Source organism: Thalassococcus profundi (assembly GCF_003344785.1).
In the GTDB taxonomy this organism is placed as follows: Bacteria; Pseudomonadota; Alphaproteobacteria; order Rhodobacterales; family Rhodobacteraceae; genus Puniceibacterium; species Puniceibacterium profundi.
This window is the reverse complement of the sequence record NZ_QPMK01000002.1, coordinates 261,945-279,750: the sequence shown is the minus strand read 5'-3', so window position 1 is coordinate 279,750 and position 17,806 is coordinate 261,945. Positions and strand designations below refer to the sequence as shown.

Genomic DNA, 17,806 nt, shown 5'->3' with positions numbered 1-17,806 from the left:
GCGTAAGCGATTGAAACCAAGGAGCGGGTAAATGCGAAACAAGGTGACCAAGGCGATCTTTCCGGTGGCCGGGCTGGGGACGCGCTTCTTGCCCGCGACCAAATCGGTGCCGAAAGAGATCATGACGCTGGTCGACCGCCCGCTGGTGCAATACGCCATCGACGAAGCGCGCGCCGCCGGCATTCGGGAGTTCATCTTCGTCACCTCGCGCGGCAAGGGCGCGCTCGAAGATTATTTCGACCATGCGCCGCAACTGGAACAAGAACTGCGCAAGGCCGAGAAGACCGAGCTTCTGGAGATCCTCAAATCTACCAACATGGATTCGGGCGAGATCGCCTACATCCGCCAGCACAAGGCGCTGGGTCTGGGCCACGCGGTCTGGTGCGCGCGGCGTCTGGTCGGCAACGAACCTTTCGCGGTCATGCTGCCCGACGACGTGATCGCGGCCGAGAAGCCCTGCCTGCAGCAGATGGTCGAAGCCTACGAGGAAACCGGCGGCAACATGGTCGCGGCGATGGAAGTGCCCGCGGACATGGCCGAGAAATACGGCATCCTCGATGTGCAGGAAGACAACGGCAATCTGGTCGAAGTCAAGGGCATGGTCGAAAAGCCCAAGAAGGGCACGGCGCCGTCGAACCTCGCGGTGATCGGGCGGTACATCCTGACGCCGCAAATCCTGAAGAATCTCAACAAGATGAAATCCGGCGCGGGCGGAGAAATCCAGCTGACAGACGCCATCGCGCAAGAGATCGGCGGCAATGACGGCGTCTATGGCCTGCGCTTCGGCGGCCAGCGCTTCGATTGCGGGTCCAAGGCCGGGTTCCTCCAGGCGACAGTCGCCTTCGGCCTGGCGCGCGACGACCTGAAGGATGATCTTCGGCGCTATATCCACGAGATCGTGGCGCTCGACAAAGCGGCGGAGTAACGGGGCGTGAGCCATGTCCTTGTGACCGGCGGCGCGGGCTACATCGGCTCGCACGCCTGCAAGGCACTGGCGCAGGCCGGGTTCACCCCGGTTGTTTACGACAATCTGTCGACGGGCTGGCAGGATGCGGTCAAGTTCGGTCCGTTCGAACAGGGCGATCTGCTGGATCGCGCGCGGCTCGACGCCGTTTTCGGCCGTTGGCAACCAGTGGCCGTCATGCACTTCGCCGCGCTGAGCCAGGTGGGCGAAGCGATGACCAAGCCGGGGCTTTACTGGCGCAACAACGTCACCGGGTCGCTCACCTTGATCGAAGCGGCGGTGGAGGCCGGGTGCCTGGATTTCGTCTTCAGCTCGACCTGCGCCACCTACGGCGAACAGGACAACGTTGTTCTGGACGAGGACAGCCCGCAGCAGCCGCTGAACGCCTATGGCGCGTCCAAGCGTGCGATCGAGGATATCCTGCGGGATTTCGACTACGCCTTCGGGCTGAAGTATGTGATCTTCCGCTATTTCAACGTCGCCGGTGCCGATCCGGAAGCGGAGGTCGGCGAGTTTCACCAGCCCGAAACGCACCTTGTGCCGCTGATGCTGGACGCCATCGCCGGCAAGCGTCCGGCGCTGACCCTGCACGGCACCGATTACGACACGCCCGACGGCACCTGTATCCGCGATTACGTGCATGTCTGCGATCTGGTCGACGCGCATGTGCTGGGGCTCAAATGGCTGCAGGACAAGCGCGGCAGCCGGGTCTTCAACCTTGGCACCGGCCGCGGCTTTTCCGTGCGCGAGGTGGTCGACGCGTCGCGTGCCGTCACCAATACCGAAGTGCCGATCACCGAAGGCCCGCGCCGCGCGGGCGACGCGACCAAGCTGGTGTCGGGCTCCACCCGCGCCGAGGCAGAGCTGGGCTGGCAGCCGCAACGCTCGACTCTCGACCAGATGATCGCGGATGCGTGGCGCTGGCAGCGGACCGGGCATTATGAGCGATGACGGACCGGTAAAACTCCTGGACCTGACCCGGCTGGTCAGCCGCACGGGACAGGCCTTTACCGGGGTGGACCGGGTCGAACACGCCTACCTGACACATCTGCCGGAGTTCGGGCCGCTGTTCGGACTGCTGCGCACGAACCTCGGGTACCTGCTTCTGGACGGCGACGGCTGCCGCGACCTGGCGCGCCGGATCGCGGCGCAGGACTGGGGACGCCGGGACCTGCTGTCGCGGCTGCGCCGCCGCGATGCGCCGCTGCGGGCGCGGGCGGAATCCGACATGAGGCGCATCGCGCTGGATCGCTGCACCCATGCCGGGTTGAGGCGCATGTTGCGGCGGCATCTGCCGCGCGGGGTGCAGTATTTCAACGTCGGCAACACCCGGCCCGCACGCGGCTTCTGGACCGCTCTGGACCGCTGCGGCGCCGTTTCGACGGTGATGATCCACGACACGATCCCCATCGACCATCCCGAGGTGCAGACCCCGCAATCGGTGACCCGCGCCCGGACATTCCTCGACACCGCCGCAGCGCGCGCCGATGTCATCCTGTGCAATTCCAAGGCGACCGAGGCGGACGTGCTGCGCCTGGCCGCGCCGCACCGCCCGCGCACGGTGGTGGCGCATCTGGGGGTATCGGTACCGGAGGCCGGAACGCCGCCGCAGGGTGCTTGGTCCGGCGCGCCTTATTTCGTGACGCTGGGCACCATCGAGCCGCGAAAGAACCACGCGCTGCTGCTGGACATCTGGCCCGAGATCGACGACGCGCACCTGCTGATCTGCGGATCGCGCGGCTGGCAGAACGCTGAGGTCTTTGCCCGGCTCGACGCGGCCCCCGACCGGGTGCACGAACTGCCGGGGATGGACGATGCGGCTGTGTTCGGCCTGATCCGCGACGCGGCCGGCTTCCTTTTCCCGAGCTTCTACGAAGGCTACGGCCTGCCCCCGGTCGAGGCCGCGGCGCTGGGAACCCCTGTCCTGTGCAACACGCTGCCGATCTATCGGGAGGTGCTGGGCGACATTCCCATTTACGCAAGCGTCTCGGATCGGTATCTCTGGATCAACAAAATCAATCAGATGGCCCGGGATCACGCGGCCGGGCAGCGACGGGCACCGGCATTTTCCCCGCCCGGCTGGGCGGCGCATTTCAAGACGGTGTTAAGCTCGATCTGATAGGGCGGAAACTGGGGCCGGGACGCCGGCCGGTACGAGGTAGACGAGTTTGGGCGCATGGCAGTCCTACAGGCTGAGGCTTCAGCGCAGGCGATGGCGTATTCGTGCCTTCCGCAAGCGGCGGAACCTGCGGCCCGTGGCCAACCGCACGGACCGGATCGCGCCGTCTGACATCCTGCTGTTCTCGACCCAGCGCAACGAAGGCGTGCGGCTGCCGTATTTCCTTCAGTATTACCGCGACATGGGGGTCAACCACTTCTTTTTCGTGGACAACGATTCCACCGACGGATCGCTCGACTACCTTGCCCGCCAGGATGACGTGTCGGTCTGGACGACGCGCGCCAGCTACAAGCGTGCGCGCTTCGGGGTCGACTGGCTGAACTGGCTGCAGATGAGATACGCCCACGGCCACTGGACGCTGGTGGTCGATCCCGACGAGCTTTTTCTTTACCCGTTCTGCGACACCCGTCCGCTGCGGGCACTGACAGACTGGCTCGACGCCTCGTCGATCAAGTCGTTCTCGGCGATGCTGCTGGACATGTATCCCAAGGGCCGGATCGACGCGGAACCCTACCGCCCCGGCCAGAACCCTATCGAGATCGCGTCGTGGTTCGATGCCGGAAACTACACGATCAAGAAGAACCCCAAGTTCGGCAACCTGTGGATCCAGGGCGGGCCGCGGGCGCGCATGTTCTTTGCCGATCAGCCCGAACGCGCGCCGGCGCTCAACAAGATTCCGCTGGTGAAATGGGACCGGCGCTATGCCTACGTGTCCTCGACCCACAACCTTCTGCCGCGCGGCCTGAACCTTGTCTACGATGAATGGGGTGGAGAGAAAGCAAGCGGCGTGCTTTTGCACACCAAGTTCCTCGACACCTTCTCGATCAAGGCGCAGGAAGAGCTGGAGCGGAAACAGCACTACGCCGGGTCCAAGGAATACCTCGCCTATGCGGCGGGCATCCGGGACAACCCGGACCTCTGGTGCAAGTGGAGCGAGAAGTACATCAACTGGCGTCAGCTCGAAATTCTGGGTCTCATGTCCAAGGGAAACTGGGCATGAGCGTCGGGATCGTGATGCTGGTGCACACCGCACTGGGCCGGGCCGAACAGGTCGCGCGGCACTGGACCCGCGCCGGCTGCCCGGTGGTCATTCACGTCGACAAATCGGTCTCGCGCAAGGTCTACGAGGGGTTCGTGCAATCGGTGTCGGACGTGCCGGAGATCCTGTTCTCGCGCCGGCACCGCTGCGAATGGGGCACCTGGGGGCTTGTTGCCGCGAGCCAGGACGCGTCCGAGATGATGCTGGCGAATTTCCCGGACGTGCGCCATGTCTACCTGGCCTCGGGGTCGTGCCTGCCCCTGCGCCCGGTTCAGGAGCTGATCGACTACCTTGCCGACCGACCGCGCACCGATTTCATCGAAAGCGCCACGACCGCCGACGTGCCCTGGACCGTGGGCGGCCTGGATCACGAACGCTTTACCATGCGGTTCCCCTTCTCGTGGCGCAAGAACCGCTACCTTTTCGACCGTTTCGTCGAATTCCAGCGCAAGATCGGCTACCGGCGCCGTGTGCCGAAGGGCGTGGTGCCGCACATGGGCAGCCAGTGGTGGTGCCTGACGCGGCAGACCCTTTCGGCCATCCTGCAGGATCCGGAGCGCACGCGATACGATGCCTATTTCCGGCACGTCTGGATTCCCGACGAGTCGTACTTCCAGACCCTGTCGCGGCTCTATTCCACCAATATCGAAAGCCGGTCGCTGACGCTGTCCAAGTTCGACTTCCAGGGCAAGCCGCACATCTTCTACGACGACCATTTGCAGCTTCTGCGCCGGTCGGACTGTTTCGTCGCGCGCAAGATCTGGCCGCATGCAGAGCGTCTGTACCAGGCGTTCCTGACCGATCCCGACGGCGCCATGAGCCGGCAGGAACCCAACCCCGGCAAGATCGACCGCATCTTTGCCAAGGCGGTGGACCGTCGGACGCGCGGGCGCGCGGGGCTCTACATGCAGTCGCGCTATCCCAATCCCGGCTGGGAAAACGGCGTGACGGCGGCTAAGTATTCCGTCTTTCAGGGCTTTTCCGAGCTGTTCCAGGATTTCGAAGCCTGGCTGGCCCGGGCCACAGGCGCGCAGGTGCACGGCCATCTCTTTGCGCCGGAGCGGGCGGAATTCGCCGGCGGTCAGACGATCATCAACGGCGCGCTGCCCGACACCGCGCTGCTGCGCGACGCCAATCCGCGCGCCTTTCTGACCAACCTGCTGTGGAATACCCGCGGGGAGCGACAGTGTTTCCAGTTCGGTCCGCGCGACAACGTCAAGATCAACCGGCAGATCGCCGAGGACCCCAATGCGCAGGTGTCTGTCATCACCGGCGCCTGGGCGGTGCCGCTGTTCAAGTCCAACGCCAATTTCGCCGACATCCGGGCCGAGGCGGCGGCGCTGCAAAAGATCGAAAGCAAGATGCTGGACGAGTTGCGCAGCCCATATTCCAAGGCCCGCATCCGCATCTGGACCATGGCCGAATTCATCGAATCCCCGATGGAGCCCTTGCAAGTCATCATCGACGAGATCGGCCACAAGAGCCTGCGCCGCCTGGCCGAGGCACCGCTGATGGAGGACCTGACCGGGTTCGGCCAGTTCCTGCAGAACCTCAAGAACCAGGGGATGCATCCCTATCTCATGGGCGACTTCCCCGTCGACCCGATCCCGAAACTGCACGGCGCGCGCCCGCGCAAGCCGTACCTGGTCAAGAAATAACCCGCCATGACCGACCGCTTCGACTATTTCGTCGTCTTTGCCGAGATGCGCACCGGATCGAACTTTCTGGAAGCGAACCTTAATGCCTTCGACGGCATCACGTGTCATGGAGAGGCGTTCAACCCGCATTTCATCGGCTATCCCAATACCCGCGACATCCTCGGCGTGACCGAGCATCGGCGCAACATCGACCCCGAGGAACTTCTCGGCACCATCGCAAAGGCGACGCCGGGCGGCATTGGCGGGTTCCGGTTCTTCCACGACCACGACGCACGGGTTCTGCCGCGTATCCTCGAAGACGACCGCTGTGCCAAGATCATCCTCACCCGCAACCCGGTGGACAGCTACGTCAGCTGGAAGATCGCGCAGGCGACGGGGCAGTGGAAACTGACCAACGTGAAAAAGCGCAAGGATGCGCAGGCGCGGTTCGACACCGACGATTTCGAGGAACACCTGGGCAAGTTGCAGGACTTCCAGGTGCAGCTGATGAACGCGCTGCAGACCTCGGGTCAGACCGCGTTCTACGTGGCCTACGAGGATCTGCAGGACGTCGCGGTGATGAACGGGCTGGCCAAGTGGCTGGGCGTGCCGACCCGGCTCGACAGCCTCAACAAGTCGCTGAAGCGTCAGAATCCCGAGCCGGTCGAGAGCAAGGTCGAGAATTTTCCCGAAATGGAGGCGGCGCTGGCGCGGCTCGACCGCTTCAACCTGAACCGCACACCGAATTTCGAGCCGCGGCGCGGGCCGGTGGTGCCATCCTACGTCGCAGCGGCCCGGTCGCCGCTTCTGTACCTGCCGATCCGGTCCGGCCCCGAAGGCGTGGTGACCGACTGGCTGGCGTCCCTGGACGGTGTCGACAAGGACGGTCTGTTGCGGGATTTCAACCAGAAATCCCTGCGGCAATGGATGCGCGAACGCGAAGGCCACCGCAGTTTCACGGTGCTGCGCCATCCCGTCGCTCGCGCCCACGAAGCCTTCTGTTCCAAGATCCTGACCACGGGTCCCGGCAGTTTCGCCGCGATCCGCAGGACCCTGATCCGCGCCCACAACATGCCGCTGCCCGAGGAGGGGCCGGGCGACGGGTACGACCTTGCCGCGCATCGCACGGCGTTTACCGCCTGGCTTGCCTTCGTCAAAGCGTGCCTGTCGGGCCAGACAGGCGTGCGGGTGGATGCTCATTGGGCGACGCAGGCGCAATGTCTTCAGGGCATGTCGGAATTCGCGCTACCGGACATGGTCATCCGCGAAGACGAGATGTCGGATTACCTGCCAGCCCTGGCGATGCAGGTCGGCCATCCCAGCCCGCCGGACCCTGAGCGCGTGCCGATCCGGGCGCCCTATTCGCTGGCCGAGATCTACGACGACGAGATCGAACATCTGGCCCGCGACGCGTACCAGCGTGACTATCTCGTCTTCGGCTTTTCGGACTGGGGCTAAAAGGCGTTCGTCCCTCTCAGGCGGCCTGGACCGAATGCGATTCCGTCAGAATGGTGTAGAGCGTCGCCGGATCGTGGTTGGCGCGCAGCTTGGCGCAGACGCTTTCCTCGCGCAGGGTGCGGGACACCAGTGCCAGCGCCTTGAGGTGCTCCACGCCCGCGTCCTCCGGGGCGAAGAGGCCAAAGACCACGTCCACCGGCTGCCGGTCCACCGAGTCGAAGTTGATCGGCTTTTCCAGCAACAGGAAGACGCCGAGCACATCGTCGATCCCGGCGATACGCGCATGGGGCAGGGCGACGCCGTGCCCCACGCCGGTCGGTCCCAGGCTTTCCCGCTCCATCAGGGCCTCGACCGCCGTGTCGGCGTCGATGCCATAAGCCGCCATGGCAAGATCAGCCACGTCATGCAGCAGGCGCTTCTTGCTGGACGCGGTGTTGATGACCTTGATGGCCGAAGGTTTGATCAAGTCGACAAATTTCATCGGCTGCCTGCTTCTGAATGGCGGAGCGGTCTCACTGCTCTGGAGAGGTGTTTACGGGTCGATCCACCCGATATTGCCGTCGTCGCGGCGGTACACCACGTTCACTCCGTCCTTCTTTTCGTTCCGGAACACCAGAACCGGTGCCCCCGCGAGTTCCATCTGCATGACCGCCTCGCCCACGGTCAGGGACGGGATCTTGGTTTCCATCTCGGCCACGATGATGGGCTGGAGCGAGTCCGGTTCCAGATCCTCTGCCACGTCGGATTCGCTGGCGAGGATATACGAGGAAGCGCCAAAGAGTTCAACGGGTTCCGCCCGGACCTTGTGATGGTCCTTGAGACGGCGCTTGTAGCGGCGCAGCTGCTTGTCCAGCTTCTCGGTGCAGCCGTCGAAAGCGGCATAGATTTCAGTGGCATGGGCCTTCGCCGTCGCGGTCAGGCCGGTCGACAGGTGCACGGTCGCCTCGCAGACATGTTCGTGCCCGCTCTTGGAAAAGATCACCGCGGCGTCGGTGGGGCGGCCTGCGTATTTCTCGACGACCGATCCCAGTTCGGTCTTCACATGCGTCTGAAGGGCTTCGCCAATGTCGATCTGCTTTCCCGTGATCTGATAGCGCATGGTACATCCTTTATCTTGTGGCGAGGCGCGCCGACACGGACCGGGGACGTATCCCGGCCAGCCACTTTGCGCCTAACTCTGGAAAAACGCGCCCGCCTTCGGCTTGAACCGGGCCGCCCCGGTCAAGGGATCAAGGCGGCCAGACATGCGAACCAACGGAAGCGTCATGGCTTTATTTGAGCGCCCAATCCGCCCCCGTGTCAATTGAATCCGGCAGAGGCGGGCCGAAAAGACCCGACAATCCGACCTGCATCTGTATCAACCAATGCGAAAGTTGTCGCCCAAGTACACACGCCTGACGTTTTCGTTGCGCACTACCTCGTCGGGCGTGCCCGACATCAGCATGGTGCCGTCGTGCAGGATGTAGGCGCGGTCGACAATTTCCAGCGTTTCCCGTACGTTATGGTCGGTAATCAGCACGCCGATACCGCGTTTCTTGAGGTCGGCGACAAGGTGCCGGATGTCGCCCACGCTGATCGGATCGACCCCGGCAAAGGGTTCGTCCAGCAGCAGGTATTTCGGATCGGCGGCGAGGCAGCGGGCGATTTCCACCCGGCGCCGTTCGCCGCCCGAGAGCGCCAGCGCCGGTGCGCGGCGCAGGTGTTCGATGGAAAATTCGCTCAGCAGTTCCTCGAGCCGTTCGCGCCGCGACGACCGGTCGGGCTGGCTGATGTCGAGGATGGCGGCGATGTTGTCTTCGACGCTGAGACCGCGGAAGATCGAGGTTTCCTGCGGCAGATATCCGATGCCCAGCCGCGCGCGGCGGTACATCGGCAGATAGGTCGCGTCGCGCCCGTCGATCAGGACCTGGCCGCCCTCGGGGTTCACGAGACCCGCGATGGCGTAGAAACAGGTGGTCTTGCCCGACCCGTTCGGTCCCAGCAGCGCCACCACCTCGCCGCGCATCAGCTCCATGCTGACGTCGCGGATCACCACGCGCTTGCGATAGCTCTTGCGCAGATGCGCGACGCGCAGGCCGCTGTCGCCCTCGGTGACGGTCAGGTCGGGGCCGACCACTACTGGTCCCCGGTGCTTTGCTGCTGCAGGACCGTCCGCACACGGCCTGTCAATTGCGCCGTGCCGGTGTCGAGGTCCACGGTCATTTCTTCCGAGGTGATGGCGTTGGGGCCTTGCGTGACCAGCACGTTGCCGCGCATCACCACGGTGCCGGCTTCGATGTTGTAATCGGCACGCTCGGCTTCGGCGGCCTCGTCGCCGCTCACCAGCGTGACGCCGCCCGTCGCCTCGAGCCGGTCGATGCGGTTCTGCTGTTCGCCGTAGACCACCAGCACCCGCGGGGCCGACAGGCGCATGTCGCCCTGCCCGATCACCACGTTGCCGGTATAAAGCGCGGTGCCGTCGCTCTGGTTCACCGACAGGCTGTCGGCGCTCACCTCGACCGGGGCAGAGGTGTCCTGCGCCATGCTGCCGAAGGCGACCTGCGACTGCGCCGAGGCCGCGGACACGATTGCGCAGAGCGCAAGAGCGGAAAGAAAAGTCTTGAACATGGGGCAGCTTTCAATCGGGTTGCGGGATATATACCAGCTTAACACCGCCGGTGAAAAGCAATTGGATGTCATCGCTGTCCGGGGCGGTGGTGATCTGCATACGGCCGGCCTCCAGCGTGCCAAGCGGCCCTTTCCCGGTCACCCGGCCGCGGCTTTCCGCCTCGATCCGTTCCAGCGAGGTCAGCATGCTCTGAGTATTGAGAGTGTAGCCGGTGGAGCTTTCGATCTCGACCCCGCCGGTCAACTCCGCCTCTGCGGTGGCGTCCCGCAGCGATGCGGCGGGGGCGCTGAGGTCGATCCGGCTGCCGTCCTGGGACAGGATGCTGGCCTCGAGCACTTCGGCTTCCATGCGTCCGTCCTCGTTTTCCGAAGGACGTGCGACGCGCGCCGTCATGGTCAGCGCGGCGCCGGTGTTGGTGGTGCCGGAAAAGCGGGGGCTGCGGACCTCTTCGCGGGCGATATCGCCGTCGATCCCCACCTGCGAGAACGGCACGCGCGATGCCGGGTCCGAGTCGCCCGACAGCAGGAAAATCGTCGACAGCAGACCCAGGGCTGCCATCGGCAGCAGGATCTTGAGCCAGGCGATCATGCGGGAGTACCGGCTGTAGGTGCGCACCATGCCAGTCGCGCCCCGCCTCAGGAATGCGCGAAGATATCGGTGTCGGGCCAGCCGGCGATGTCCAGCTTGGCCCGTACCGGGAGGAAGTCGAAACAGGCCTGCGCCAGCTCCGCGCGGCCCTCGCGCGTCAGCATCTCGTCGAGCGCGTCACGCAGGCGATGCAGGTGCAGCACGTCGGACGCGGCGTAATCGAGCTGCGCCGCGCTCAGCTCTGCGGCGCCCCAGTCGCTGCTTTGCTGGTGCTTGGAGATGTCGACCCCCAGCAGTTCCTGAAGCAGGTATTTCAGCCCGTGGCGGTCGGTATAGGTCCGTACGAGCTTGCTGGCGATCTTGGTGCAATAGACCGGCGCGGTCAGCGCGCCAAAGCTGTGATACATCAGCGCGATGTCGAAGCGCCCGAAGTGGAAGAGCTTCAGCACCTGCGGATCCTCGAGCATCCGGCAGAGGTTCGGTGCCTCGGTCTGGCCGCGCGCGACCTGCACCATATGTGCCTCGCCATCGCCGCCCGACATCTGCACCAGGCACAGCCGGTCGCGGTGCGCATGCAGGCCCATCGCCTCGCAGTCGATGGCCACCACGGGGCCAAGGTCCAGCCCGTCCGGCAGGTCTCCCTGGTAAAGATGGTTGGCCATGTCGCCCCCTGTCACCGTCCTTGCATCGCGGATCACATAGAGCGTCGCCCGCAGCCGCGCAACCCGCAACAGGTTGCCACAATTGCCGGAAACCGCCACCGAAATGTGGCGCGATTCGGCTCGAATGAGGCAAAGTCGGGGCGTCTTCCGGGTATTGATTCGGCGCGAAAATCGTCTTGGCACCGCGTTTGTAATATTTCGTGAGCGCCTTCGCTCTGCCTAAACGTGTCGGTTATCCACCTTGCCGCGAGCGGGTCCGCGAACGCCGAACGCATGACGTTGCGTCGACATCGGCAGGCCGCGGCGGCGCATTTGTCGGGCGACGGCCCGGGTGGGAACTTGGGCCATTGTTTCCCCCAGGTTCCGAATTCCCGCATCGTCACAAAGGGCTGCCAGGCGGATTGGACAAAGTTGAGAGACAATCGCCTCCGAGGTCCTGATTGGCGCCCGGATGGGGACGGTTCGAAGCGCCGCTGTTTCGTGTCCGAGGAGACGGTTTTTTGCCGAACTCCCGCCGTTACGGGTCGCTTCGCCGGACGGCCACCCTCGCGCGGCAGGACGTGACGCAGCGTCATTAGGTTGCGTCCAGAGCGATGGTTTCCCGAGTGTTCGCCAGCCTTCAATCAACCTTAACGTGTGTTCGGAACTGTTAGTTGACTGGACGCCGACCAAAGATCATAACGATTTTAGCCGAATGATTTTGAACACAATTTGACCTTATTCGGCGAAAGGCACTGGGGGGTTGGTGCTTAGTTTTTGTGAGTTGAAGGTTTGTCTGCTGTACGCTGCTGAACACTGACTGACATGACCGGTTCCGGATCGCTCCGGACATATTAGGGCCCAACGCAGCGCAGGCTGCGAACCCAATCGGTATGCCAGACGTTGACGCGCACCAGTTGCGGCCATCGGCTCGAGCCCATGCCTCTAAGGGGGTCGCCATGACGATGCACCTGCGCCAACCACTGCCGACCGCGGAACTTGAAAAGCTGATCGACGATGCCCTCGTCTCGCGCAGCCGCGGCCAAATCTACCGCGACGGGCTGAAACGCGCGCTGGATGTGACGCTGGTACTGATCGCCGCGCTGCCGGTGCTGATCATCCTCATGGTCCTGGCGGCGCTGATCAGCCTCGATGGCGGGTCGCCGATCTACCTGCAAAAGCGAGTCGGCCGGTCGGGCCGGGTGTTCCACATGTGGAAGCTGCGCAGCATGGTCATGAACGCAGACGCCCTGCTGGAACAGCATCTTGCCCGCGATCCCGCCCTGCGCCGCGAATGGAACCACACTCAGAAGCTGCGCCATGATCCGCGCATCACCCGCATCGGCCGGATCATCCGCAAGACCTCGCTCGACGAACTGCCGCAGCTCTGGAACGTGCTGCGCGGGGACATGTCGCTGGTCGGGCCGCGTCCAATGATGATCGACCAGCAGGATCTCTATCCCGGCACCGCCTATTACGCGCTGCGTCCCGGCATCACCGGTTTCTGGCAGACCTCGGTGCGCAATGAATCGAGCTTCGCCGAACGCGCCGGGTTCGACACCGACTACCTGCGCAAGCTGTCCTTCGCCACCGACCTGCGGGTGCTGCTGCGCACCGTGAAGGTCGTGGTCAACGGCACCGGCTGCTGACACTCGCAAGAATTCTCTACGCGCTCACGTAGACCTGGCGAAAAAGACCCCGGCCTCTCACCGGGGTCTTTTCCGTCCGCCCCTTCTTCGGTTCTCAATAACCCTCAGAGAGCACGAGAGACTGGTCTCTCGTATCGCCCGGCGCGCCGGGCGATCCTCATCCGTTGATCACCGCCGTCAGACACTGCCGCCCGTTCGGCCCGCGCACCCAGGCGTCGGGCCCCTTGCGGCAAAGCGTGGCGGTCTCGGTATGCATCAGCGGCGCGGTCATGCGGAACCTGAACCGGCGCAGCGGATCCTCGGGCCGGTCCACCATCAGCATCAAGAGCTGCGCCTGCAGCGGCCCGTGCACCACAAGGCCGTCATAGCCTTCGACGCGGGCGGCATACTCGGCGTCGTAATGGATGCGGTGGCCGTTGAAAGTGAGCGCCGAGTACCGGAACAGCATGGTGGAGTCGAAACCGACCTCGCGCGCCTCGTCCTCGTCGGTACGGGCCTCGGGCGGGGTCGGCTTCGGCGCGTCGGGGTCAGCATCCTCGCGGTAGACGATGTCGCGCACCTCGGTGCAGATCGCGGCGCCGTCCTGCTGCACCGCATATTCCACCGTGACAAAGGCCAGCGGGCCGGTGCGGCCCTCCTTGCGTTCGGCCTTGAGCACGCGGACGGTCTGCACCGCAGGAACACCGGCGATGAGCGGCGCATGGAAGTCGAGCGTGTCCCCGGCCCACATCCGCCGCGGCAGGCCCATGTCCGGGATCAGCCCTTCGCCGACGCGCGGATGGCCGTCGCGGCCCAGCTTTGCGGGCACCTCGATCTCCCAGAAATAGATATAATGGAAGAAGGGCGGCAGCGGCATCCCCGCCTCGATATCCGGCGCCATCCCCAGCGTCGCCTGCAAGGCGCGCGCGCGGGCCGGGTCGATGAGATCGCTTTGACTCGCTTCGCGCGGGGGATCAGACTGCATGGGGGTCTCCTCTGGCTTCACTGCACAGGACTATTTCCGACATGGCGCCGTCCGTCCACTCGCTCGACCATCTCGTGCTCACGGTGCGCGATCCGGAGGCGGCAATCGGGTTCTACACTACCGTTCTCGGCATGACAGCCCAGACCTTTTTCCCCACCGACGGCCCGCCGCGCCTGGCGCTCAAATTCGGCGTGCAGAAGATCAACCTGCATGTGGCGGGGTCCGAGTTCACACCCCATGCGCGGGCGCCCGGCCCCGGCAGTGCCGACCTCTGTTTTCTCAGCGACACGCCTTTGCCGGACTGGCAGGCCCACCTGGCGGGTCACGCGGTCGCCATCGAGGCAGGGCCTGTGCAACGCACCGGAGCGCAGGGGCCGCTGCTGTCGATCTACCTGCGCGATCCCGATGGAAACCTTGTCGAAATTTCGAACGTGCTTTAGCGCGCCGCGGTCACGGAACACCCCCGTGCGCGGCGAATTGCATCAAATCCGCCGTGTTTTCTCCGTGCCAGCGCCGCAGTTTCAACGCTTTCTGAAATCATGTCGTCCAAAGCAAATCTGTTACGACAAAGCCGCTTGGGTGAGGGGCCGGCGTCTGTCTTTGCGTTGCAGGAGCCGGGATGGCGCAGAACTACGAGGTGATCTTTCTCGGCACATTGCCGTTGATCGACACCGACACGGATGACGAAATCGCCGAAAACGCGGCGGGGATCCTGGGCACCTACGGATCGAGCGCCGATCCGCTGGCCAGTCATATCCAGAACCTGACCGCGGGTGATCTGTCGGAAGATGACAACGATACCTATGACGTCGACAACGGCGGCGGCTACGACAGTTTTCGCATCAATGGCGGCAGCCTTCAGAACTTCGACGCCGTGGCGATCTACAACGCCACGATCACCTATATCGACGGCACCACGGCAACCGTCACGGCGGTCGTGTTCCAGGACGTCAACGGCAACACCTACCTCGCGCCCGAGATCGGCAACAACGCCGATCAGGCGGCGCTGACGTCCAAGCCGATCGAGTCGATGCAACTCACCTCGGTGCAAAGCGCCACGGGTGATGCCTCCGGCGACATGGCGGGTGACCGGATCCCCGGGGATTTCAAGGGCGTGGTCGACGGCACTGCGGGCGGCGACAGCATGGCCCCCGGCTATGTCGATGCCCAGGGCGATTCCATCACCGCGACCAACGATGCGATCTATGGCTATGGCGGTAACGACACGATCTCGGGCGGTGGCGGCGCGGATACGATCCGCAGCGGCGACGGCAACGATTCGATCATGGGATCGGCAGGGACCGGCAACGTGTCCTTCGGCGATGCGGGCAACGACACGATCTGGAACGGCGCGGGCGACGACAGCGCTTATGGCGGCGACGGCAACGACCTGATCTATGCCGACCAAGGGTCGGATTTGCTTGACGGCGGATCGGGCGACGACACCTTCGCGGTGAATACGACCTTCGGTCCCTACGGCAGCGACACGGTCATCGGCGGCGAAATCGGCGAGACCCAAGGCGACCTGCTCGACTTTTCCGGCATGGGTACCGGCGTCACCCTGAGCGCCACCGGGGCCGACAGCGGCATCGCGACCGACGGCACCAGCACGCTCAATTTCACCGAGATCGAGCGCTTCAACCTCAGCGGTTTCAACGATAGCGCCAACCTCTCGGCCATGACCTCGTCTGTCACCGTGGCGGGCGGCGCCGGGAACGACACGATCACCGGCGGCAGCGCAGCCGACAGCCTGTCCGGCGGCAGCGGCGCGGACGTGCTCTCGGGCGGGGCGGGCAACGACACGCTCGCGGGCGGCACCGGCAACGACATCCTGACCGGCGGTGGCGGCAACGATGTCTTTGTCTACAATGCCGGAGGCGGCGCCGACACCATTGCCGATTTCAACACCGGCAACACCGGCTCCCTGAACGACGGCAACACGACCAACAATGATTTCATCAACCTGTCGGCGTTCTACGACTCGGTTTTCGAGATCCGTAAGGACTTTGCCGACGACAGCGTCCTGAACCAGTCGAACGACTACGACTACAGCGACAACAGCCAGTTCGGCTCGGGGTCGCTGACCTTCCTGTCGGCCTCGCCGTCAAGCTTCTCGACCGATAACATCGGCGTCGCCTGTTTCCTGCGAGGGACGATGATCCTGACCCCGGATGGCGAGGTTCCGATCGAAGAGCTGCGCGTCGGGTCGCTGGTGGTCACTCACGACAACGGTGCGCAGCCCGTCCGCTGGACCGGGGCGCGCCACGTGTCGCCCGGGCAGATCGACCGGAACGCGTCGCTGCGCGCAATCCGTCTGCGCCGGGGGCTGTTCGGCGGCACGCGGGATTTGCTGGTCTCGGCGCAGCATGCAATCCTGCTGGACGCCGGAGAGGAACGGTTGGCGCGGGCGACGCATCTGGTCAGCAACGACTGGCGCGGTGTTCGCATCGCCCGAGGCAAGCGCGAGCTGCATTACCACCACCTGATGTTCGACCGGCACGAGATTGTCTTTGCCGAAGGCGTTGCCGCTGAATCGATGTACCCCGGCCCGCTGGCTCTGCGCGGTCTGACGCCGGAGGATCGCGCCAGTCTGTTCGCGGTCTTTCCGCAATTCCAGGCGATCACGACCCGGCGCGGTGCAGAGCGGGTCTACGGACCTCCTGCGCGACGCTATATCCGCAAGCTGCCGATGCAGAAGACGCGCAGCCCGAAGCGGTCGGTCAGCCCTTCGCCTGCAGCGCCGCGCGCCGTACCTCGTCCATCAGTCCGGCGAGAAGCTCTGCTCCACGTTCGTTGACCAGAACGCCGTTATCGTCGAACTGGCTTTTGACCTGACCGACCATGACCTCGGGGCCCGGGATCAGGCGCGGAAAGAACGGCAGCAGCATCGTGCGCAGCATCGAATGGGCCCGCGCCGCGCCCTGCGCGCCCGGAGAGGCCGACAGGACCGCAACGGGCTTGTCCTTCCACGGGTTCGGCTTGGTGCGGCTGATCCAGTCCAGCGCGTTCTTCATCGCGCCCGAGGTGCCCTTGTTGTATTCCGGCGTCGACAGGATCACCGCATCGGCGGCGGCGATCTGCTCGGAAAGCGTCTGGACCTTCTCAGGGATGCCCTCGCCGTTTTCGACGTCTTCGTTGTAGAGTGGGAAGTCGATGTCGCCGATCACGAATTCGGCGGCGTCAAAGACACGGCCCGCTTCCTTGAGCAGCATGAGATTGGTCGAGTCCTTGCGCAGCGACCCGCAGAGGCCCACGAGTTTCAAATCAGACATAAGGTTCTCCGTCTTCCAGTTGCCTCATCACATACAACGCAAAAGCGCCGCGGCAAGCCGCGGCGCTGTGCATGAGTTCAGATCGTCTGTGCAGGATCAGGCGTTAGGCAGAATGACGATTTCCACGCGCCGGTTCTGCTGGCGGCCTTCCGGCGTCAGGTTGCTGGCGATGGGGGCGTCTTCGCCACGACCAATGCTCTGGATGCGGCTCGAGGACACGCCTTCGGAAATCAGGATGCCCGAGACCGACTGCGCGCGGCGCTGCGACAGCGCCTGGTTGTAACCCGCGTCGCCGGTGTTGTCGGTATGGCCGATGACCTGAACGGAGGTGTTCGGATAGGCGTTCAGGTTCTGCGCCACGGTGCGCAGGTCGCGCTGCAGGTCGGGGCGCACGGTGGCGCTGTCGGTGGCGAACAGGATGTCCTGCGGCAGGGTCACGATCAGGCGGTCACCGGTGTTCTGGATGGTGACGTTGTCGTTGCCCAGCTGTGCGCGCAGGTCGGCTTCCTGGCGGTCCAGACGGTTGCCGATCAGGGCGCCGGCCCCGGCACCGACGATGGCGCCACCCAGGGCGTTGGCGCGGCGTTCCTCGGGGTCGTTGCCAGCTAGCGCGCCGGCCACGGCGCCGACACCGGCACCGATCAGGGCGCCTTGCTTGGCCTGACGGTTGGGATCGTTCGGGTCCATCAGCGGGCCGGTAGTGCAGGCCGTCAGGCCCAGCAGCGACGCGGCTGCGAACATCGCGGAAGTCTTGGCTCGGATCATTATAGTGCCTCTTTTACTGTCACCCCGTTGCGGGGGTCAAAC

18 protein-coding genes are annotated in these 17,806 nt (G+C 64.5%); 9 read left to right on the top strand and 9 right to left on the bottom strand.

Annotated elements, in window-relative coordinates:
- Positions 1 to 31: 31 nt before the first annotated feature.
- The 6 genes from galU to DU478_RS03670 all read left to right on the top strand — a co-directional run bounded on the left by galU (position 32) and on the right by DU478_RS03670 (position 7,277).
- Entirely contained in the window at positions 32 to 925 is an 894-nt protein-coding gene (galU, locus tag DU478_RS03695; RefSeq protein ID WP_114509584.1) for a UTP--glucose-1-phosphate uridylyltransferase GalU, read from the top strand.
- Between the two features lie 6 nt (positions 926 to 931).
- Entirely contained in the window at positions 932 to 1,915 is a 984-nt protein-coding gene (galE, locus tag DU478_RS03690) for a UDP-glucose 4-epimerase GalE (protein WP_114509583.1), read from the top strand.
- Positions 1,905 to 3,083 (top strand): glycosyltransferase family 4 protein, encoded by a 1,179-nt coding sequence (locus DU478_RS03685; protein WP_114509582.1) that lies wholly within the window; start codon positions 1,905 to 1,907, stop codon positions 3,081 to 3,083. Before galE ends, DU478_RS03685 begins: the two co-directional genes overlap by 11 nt.
- 73 nt (positions 3,084 to 3,156) lie before the next feature.
- Positions 3,157 to 4,143: a glycosyltransferase family 2 protein gene (locus tag DU478_RS03680; RefSeq protein ID WP_199488283.1), complete on the top strand. Its 987-nt coding sequence runs from the start codon at positions 3,157 to 3,159 to the stop codon at positions 4,141 to 4,143.
- Positions 4,140 to 5,840 (top strand): DUF5927 domain-containing protein, encoded by a 1,701-nt coding sequence (locus DU478_RS03675; RefSeq protein ID WP_114509580.1) that lies wholly within the window; start codon positions 4,140 to 4,142, stop codon positions 5,838 to 5,840. The genes DU478_RS03680 and DU478_RS03675 overlap by 4 nt, the downstream gene beginning before the upstream one ends.
- Positions 5,841 to 5,846: 6 nt before the next feature.
- Entirely contained in the window at positions 5,847 to 7,277 is a 1,431-nt protein-coding gene (locus tag DU478_RS03670) for a sulfotransferase family 2 domain-containing protein (protein WP_114509579.1), read from the top strand.
- 16 nt (positions 7,278 to 7,293) lie between these two features.
- On the opposite strand, the gene DU478_RS03665 is transcribed toward DU478_RS03670, so the two are convergent.
- The 6 genes from DU478_RS03665 to DU478_RS03640 all read right to left on the bottom strand — a co-directional run bounded on the left by DU478_RS03665 (position 7,294) and on the right by DU478_RS03640 (position 11,135).
- Positions 7,294 to 7,758, bottom strand: coding sequence for a PTS sugar transporter subunit IIA (locus tag DU478_RS03665; protein WP_114509578.1), 465 nt, complete (start codon positions 7,756 to 7,758; stop codon positions 7,294 to 7,296).
- A gap of 51 nt (positions 7,759 to 7,809) precedes the next feature.
- On the bottom strand, positions 7,810 to 8,376 hold the full coding sequence (gene hpf / locus DU478_RS03660) for a ribosome hibernation-promoting factor, HPF/YfiA family (RefSeq protein WP_114509577.1): 567 nt from the start codon (positions 8,374 to 8,376) through the stop codon (positions 7,810 to 7,812).
- A gap of 258 nt (positions 8,377 to 8,634) precedes the next feature.
- The gene (gene lptB / locus DU478_RS03655) at positions 8,635 to 9,393 is read right to left on the bottom strand and encodes an LPS export ABC transporter ATP-binding protein (RefSeq protein WP_114509576.1); all 759 of its coding nucleotides are present in this window, start codon (positions 9,391 to 9,393) and stop codon (positions 8,635 to 8,637) included.
- Positions 9,393 to 9,884 carry a lipopolysaccharide transport periplasmic protein LptA gene (lptA, locus tag DU478_RS03650; RefSeq protein ID WP_114509575.1) on the bottom strand — a complete coding sequence of 164 codons (492 nt, stop codon included), beginning with the start codon at positions 9,882 to 9,884 and terminating at the stop codon, positions 9,393 to 9,395. The genes lptB and lptA overlap by 1 nt, the downstream gene beginning before the upstream one ends.
- A 10-nt stretch (positions 9,885 to 9,894) precedes the next feature.
- Positions 9,895 to 10,503 (bottom strand): LPS export ABC transporter periplasmic protein LptC, encoded by a 609-nt coding sequence (gene lptC, locus DU478_RS03645; protein WP_114509574.1) that lies wholly within the window; start codon positions 10,501 to 10,503, stop codon positions 9,895 to 9,897.
- A gap of 17 nt (positions 10,504 to 10,520) precedes the next feature.
- Positions 10,521 to 11,135, bottom strand: coding sequence for a ribonuclease D (locus tag DU478_RS03640; RefSeq protein WP_114509573.1), 615 nt, complete (start codon positions 11,133 to 11,135; stop codon positions 10,521 to 10,523).
- Positions 11,136 to 12,073: 938 nt separating this feature from the next.
- On the opposite strand from DU478_RS03640, the gene DU478_RS03635 reads away from it, so the two are divergent.
- On the top strand, positions 12,074 to 12,763 hold the full coding sequence (locus tag DU478_RS03635; protein WP_114509572.1) for a sugar transferase: 690 nt from the start codon (positions 12,074 to 12,076) through the stop codon (positions 12,761 to 12,763).
- Between the two features lie 157 nt (positions 12,764 to 12,920).
- Here the strand turns inward: DU478_RS03635 and DU478_RS03630 are convergent, their stop codons facing one another.
- Positions 12,921 to 13,727 (bottom strand): FAS1-like dehydratase domain-containing protein, encoded by an 807-nt coding sequence (locus tag DU478_RS03630; protein ID WP_114509571.1) that lies wholly within the window; start codon positions 13,725 to 13,727, stop codon positions 12,921 to 12,923.
- A gap of 41 nt (positions 13,728 to 13,768) precedes the next feature.
- On the opposite strand from DU478_RS03630, the gene DU478_RS03625 reads away from it, so the two are divergent.
- Positions 13,769 to 14,167 (top strand): VOC family protein, encoded by a 399-nt coding sequence (locus DU478_RS03625; protein ID WP_114509570.1) that lies wholly within the window; start codon positions 13,769 to 13,771, stop codon positions 14,165 to 14,167.
- 179 nt (positions 14,168 to 14,346) lie between these two features.
- Positions 14,347 to 16,524 carry a Hint domain-containing protein gene (locus tag DU478_RS03620; protein WP_114509569.1) on the top strand — a complete coding sequence of 726 codons (2,178 nt, stop codon included), beginning with the start codon at positions 14,347 to 14,349 and terminating at the stop codon, positions 16,522 to 16,524.
- Here DU478_RS03620 and DU478_RS03615 read toward each other — a convergent pair.
- Complete coding sequence (locus DU478_RS03615; RefSeq protein WP_114509568.1) at positions 16,448 to 16,999, bottom strand: NADPH-dependent FMN reductase; 552 nt, start codon at positions 16,997 to 16,999, stop codon at positions 16,448 to 16,450. The genes DU478_RS03620 and DU478_RS03615 overlap by 77 nt on opposite strands.
- A gap of 96 nt (positions 17,000 to 17,095) precedes the next feature.
- Positions 17,096 to 17,764 (bottom strand): OmpA family protein, encoded by a 669-nt coding sequence (locus DU478_RS03610; protein WP_114509567.1) that lies wholly within the window; start codon positions 17,762 to 17,764, stop codon positions 17,096 to 17,098.
- Between the last annotated feature and the right edge of the window lie 42 nt (positions 17,765 to 17,806).

What these genes read in the sequence shown, in the direction of transcription:
- DU478_RS03640 (WP_114509573.1), bottom strand. Translation starts at nt 11,135, where the DNA reads ATGGCCAACCATCTTTACCAGGGAGACCTGCCGGACGGGCTGGACCTT.
- galU (WP_114509584.1), top strand. Translation starts at nt 32, where the DNA reads ATGCGAAACAAGGTGACCAAGGCGATCTTTCCGGTGGCCGGGCTGGGG.
- DU478_RS03670 (WP_114509579.1), top strand. Translation starts at nt 5,847, where the DNA reads ATGACCGACCGCTTCGACTATTTCGTCGTCTTTGCCGAGATGCGCACC.
- hpf (WP_114509577.1), bottom strand. Translation starts at nt 8,376, where the DNA reads ATGCGCTATCAGATCACGGGAAAGCAGATCGACATTGGCGAAGCCCTT.
- DU478_RS03620 (WP_114509569.1), top strand. Translation starts at nt 14,347, where the DNA reads ATGGCGCAGAACTACGAGGTGATCTTTCTCGGCACATTGCCGTTGATC.
- lptC (WP_114509574.1), bottom strand. Translation starts at nt 10,503, where the DNA reads ATGGTGCGCACCTACAGCCGGTACTCCCGCATGATCGCCTGGCTCAAG.
- DU478_RS03610 (WP_114509567.1), bottom strand. Translation starts at nt 17,764, where the DNA reads ATGATCCGAGCCAAGACTTCCGCGATGTTCGCAGCCGCGTCGCTGCTG.
- DU478_RS03635 (WP_114509572.1), top strand. Translation starts at nt 12,074, where the DNA reads ATGACGATGCACCTGCGCCAACCACTGCCGACCGCGGAACTTGAAAAG.
- DU478_RS03615 (WP_114509568.1), bottom strand. Translation starts at nt 16,999, where the DNA reads ATGTCTGATTTGAAACTCGTGGGCCTCTGCGGGTCGCTGCGCAAGGAC.
- lptA (WP_114509575.1), bottom strand. Translation starts at nt 9,884, where the DNA reads ATGTTCAAGACTTTTCTTTCCGCTCTTGCGCTCTGCGCAATCGTGTCC.
- DU478_RS03675 (WP_114509580.1), top strand. Translation starts at nt 4,140, where the DNA reads ATGAGCGTCGGGATCGTGATGCTGGTGCACACCGCACTGGGCCGGGCC.
- DU478_RS03685 (WP_114509582.1), top strand. Translation starts at nt 1,905, where the DNA reads ATGAGCGATGACGGACCGGTAAAACTCCTGGACCTGACCCGGCTGGTC.
- DU478_RS03630 (WP_114509571.1), bottom strand. Translation starts at nt 13,727, where the DNA reads ATGCAGTCTGATCCCCCGCGCGAAGCGAGTCAAAGCGATCTCATCGAC.
- DU478_RS03625 (WP_114509570.1), top strand. Translation starts at nt 13,769, where the DNA reads ATGGCGCCGTCCGTCCACTCGCTCGACCATCTCGTGCTCACGGTGCGC.
- DU478_RS03665 (WP_114509578.1), bottom strand. Translation starts at nt 7,758, where the DNA reads ATGAAATTTGTCGACTTGATCAAACCTTCGGCCATCAAGGTCATCAAC.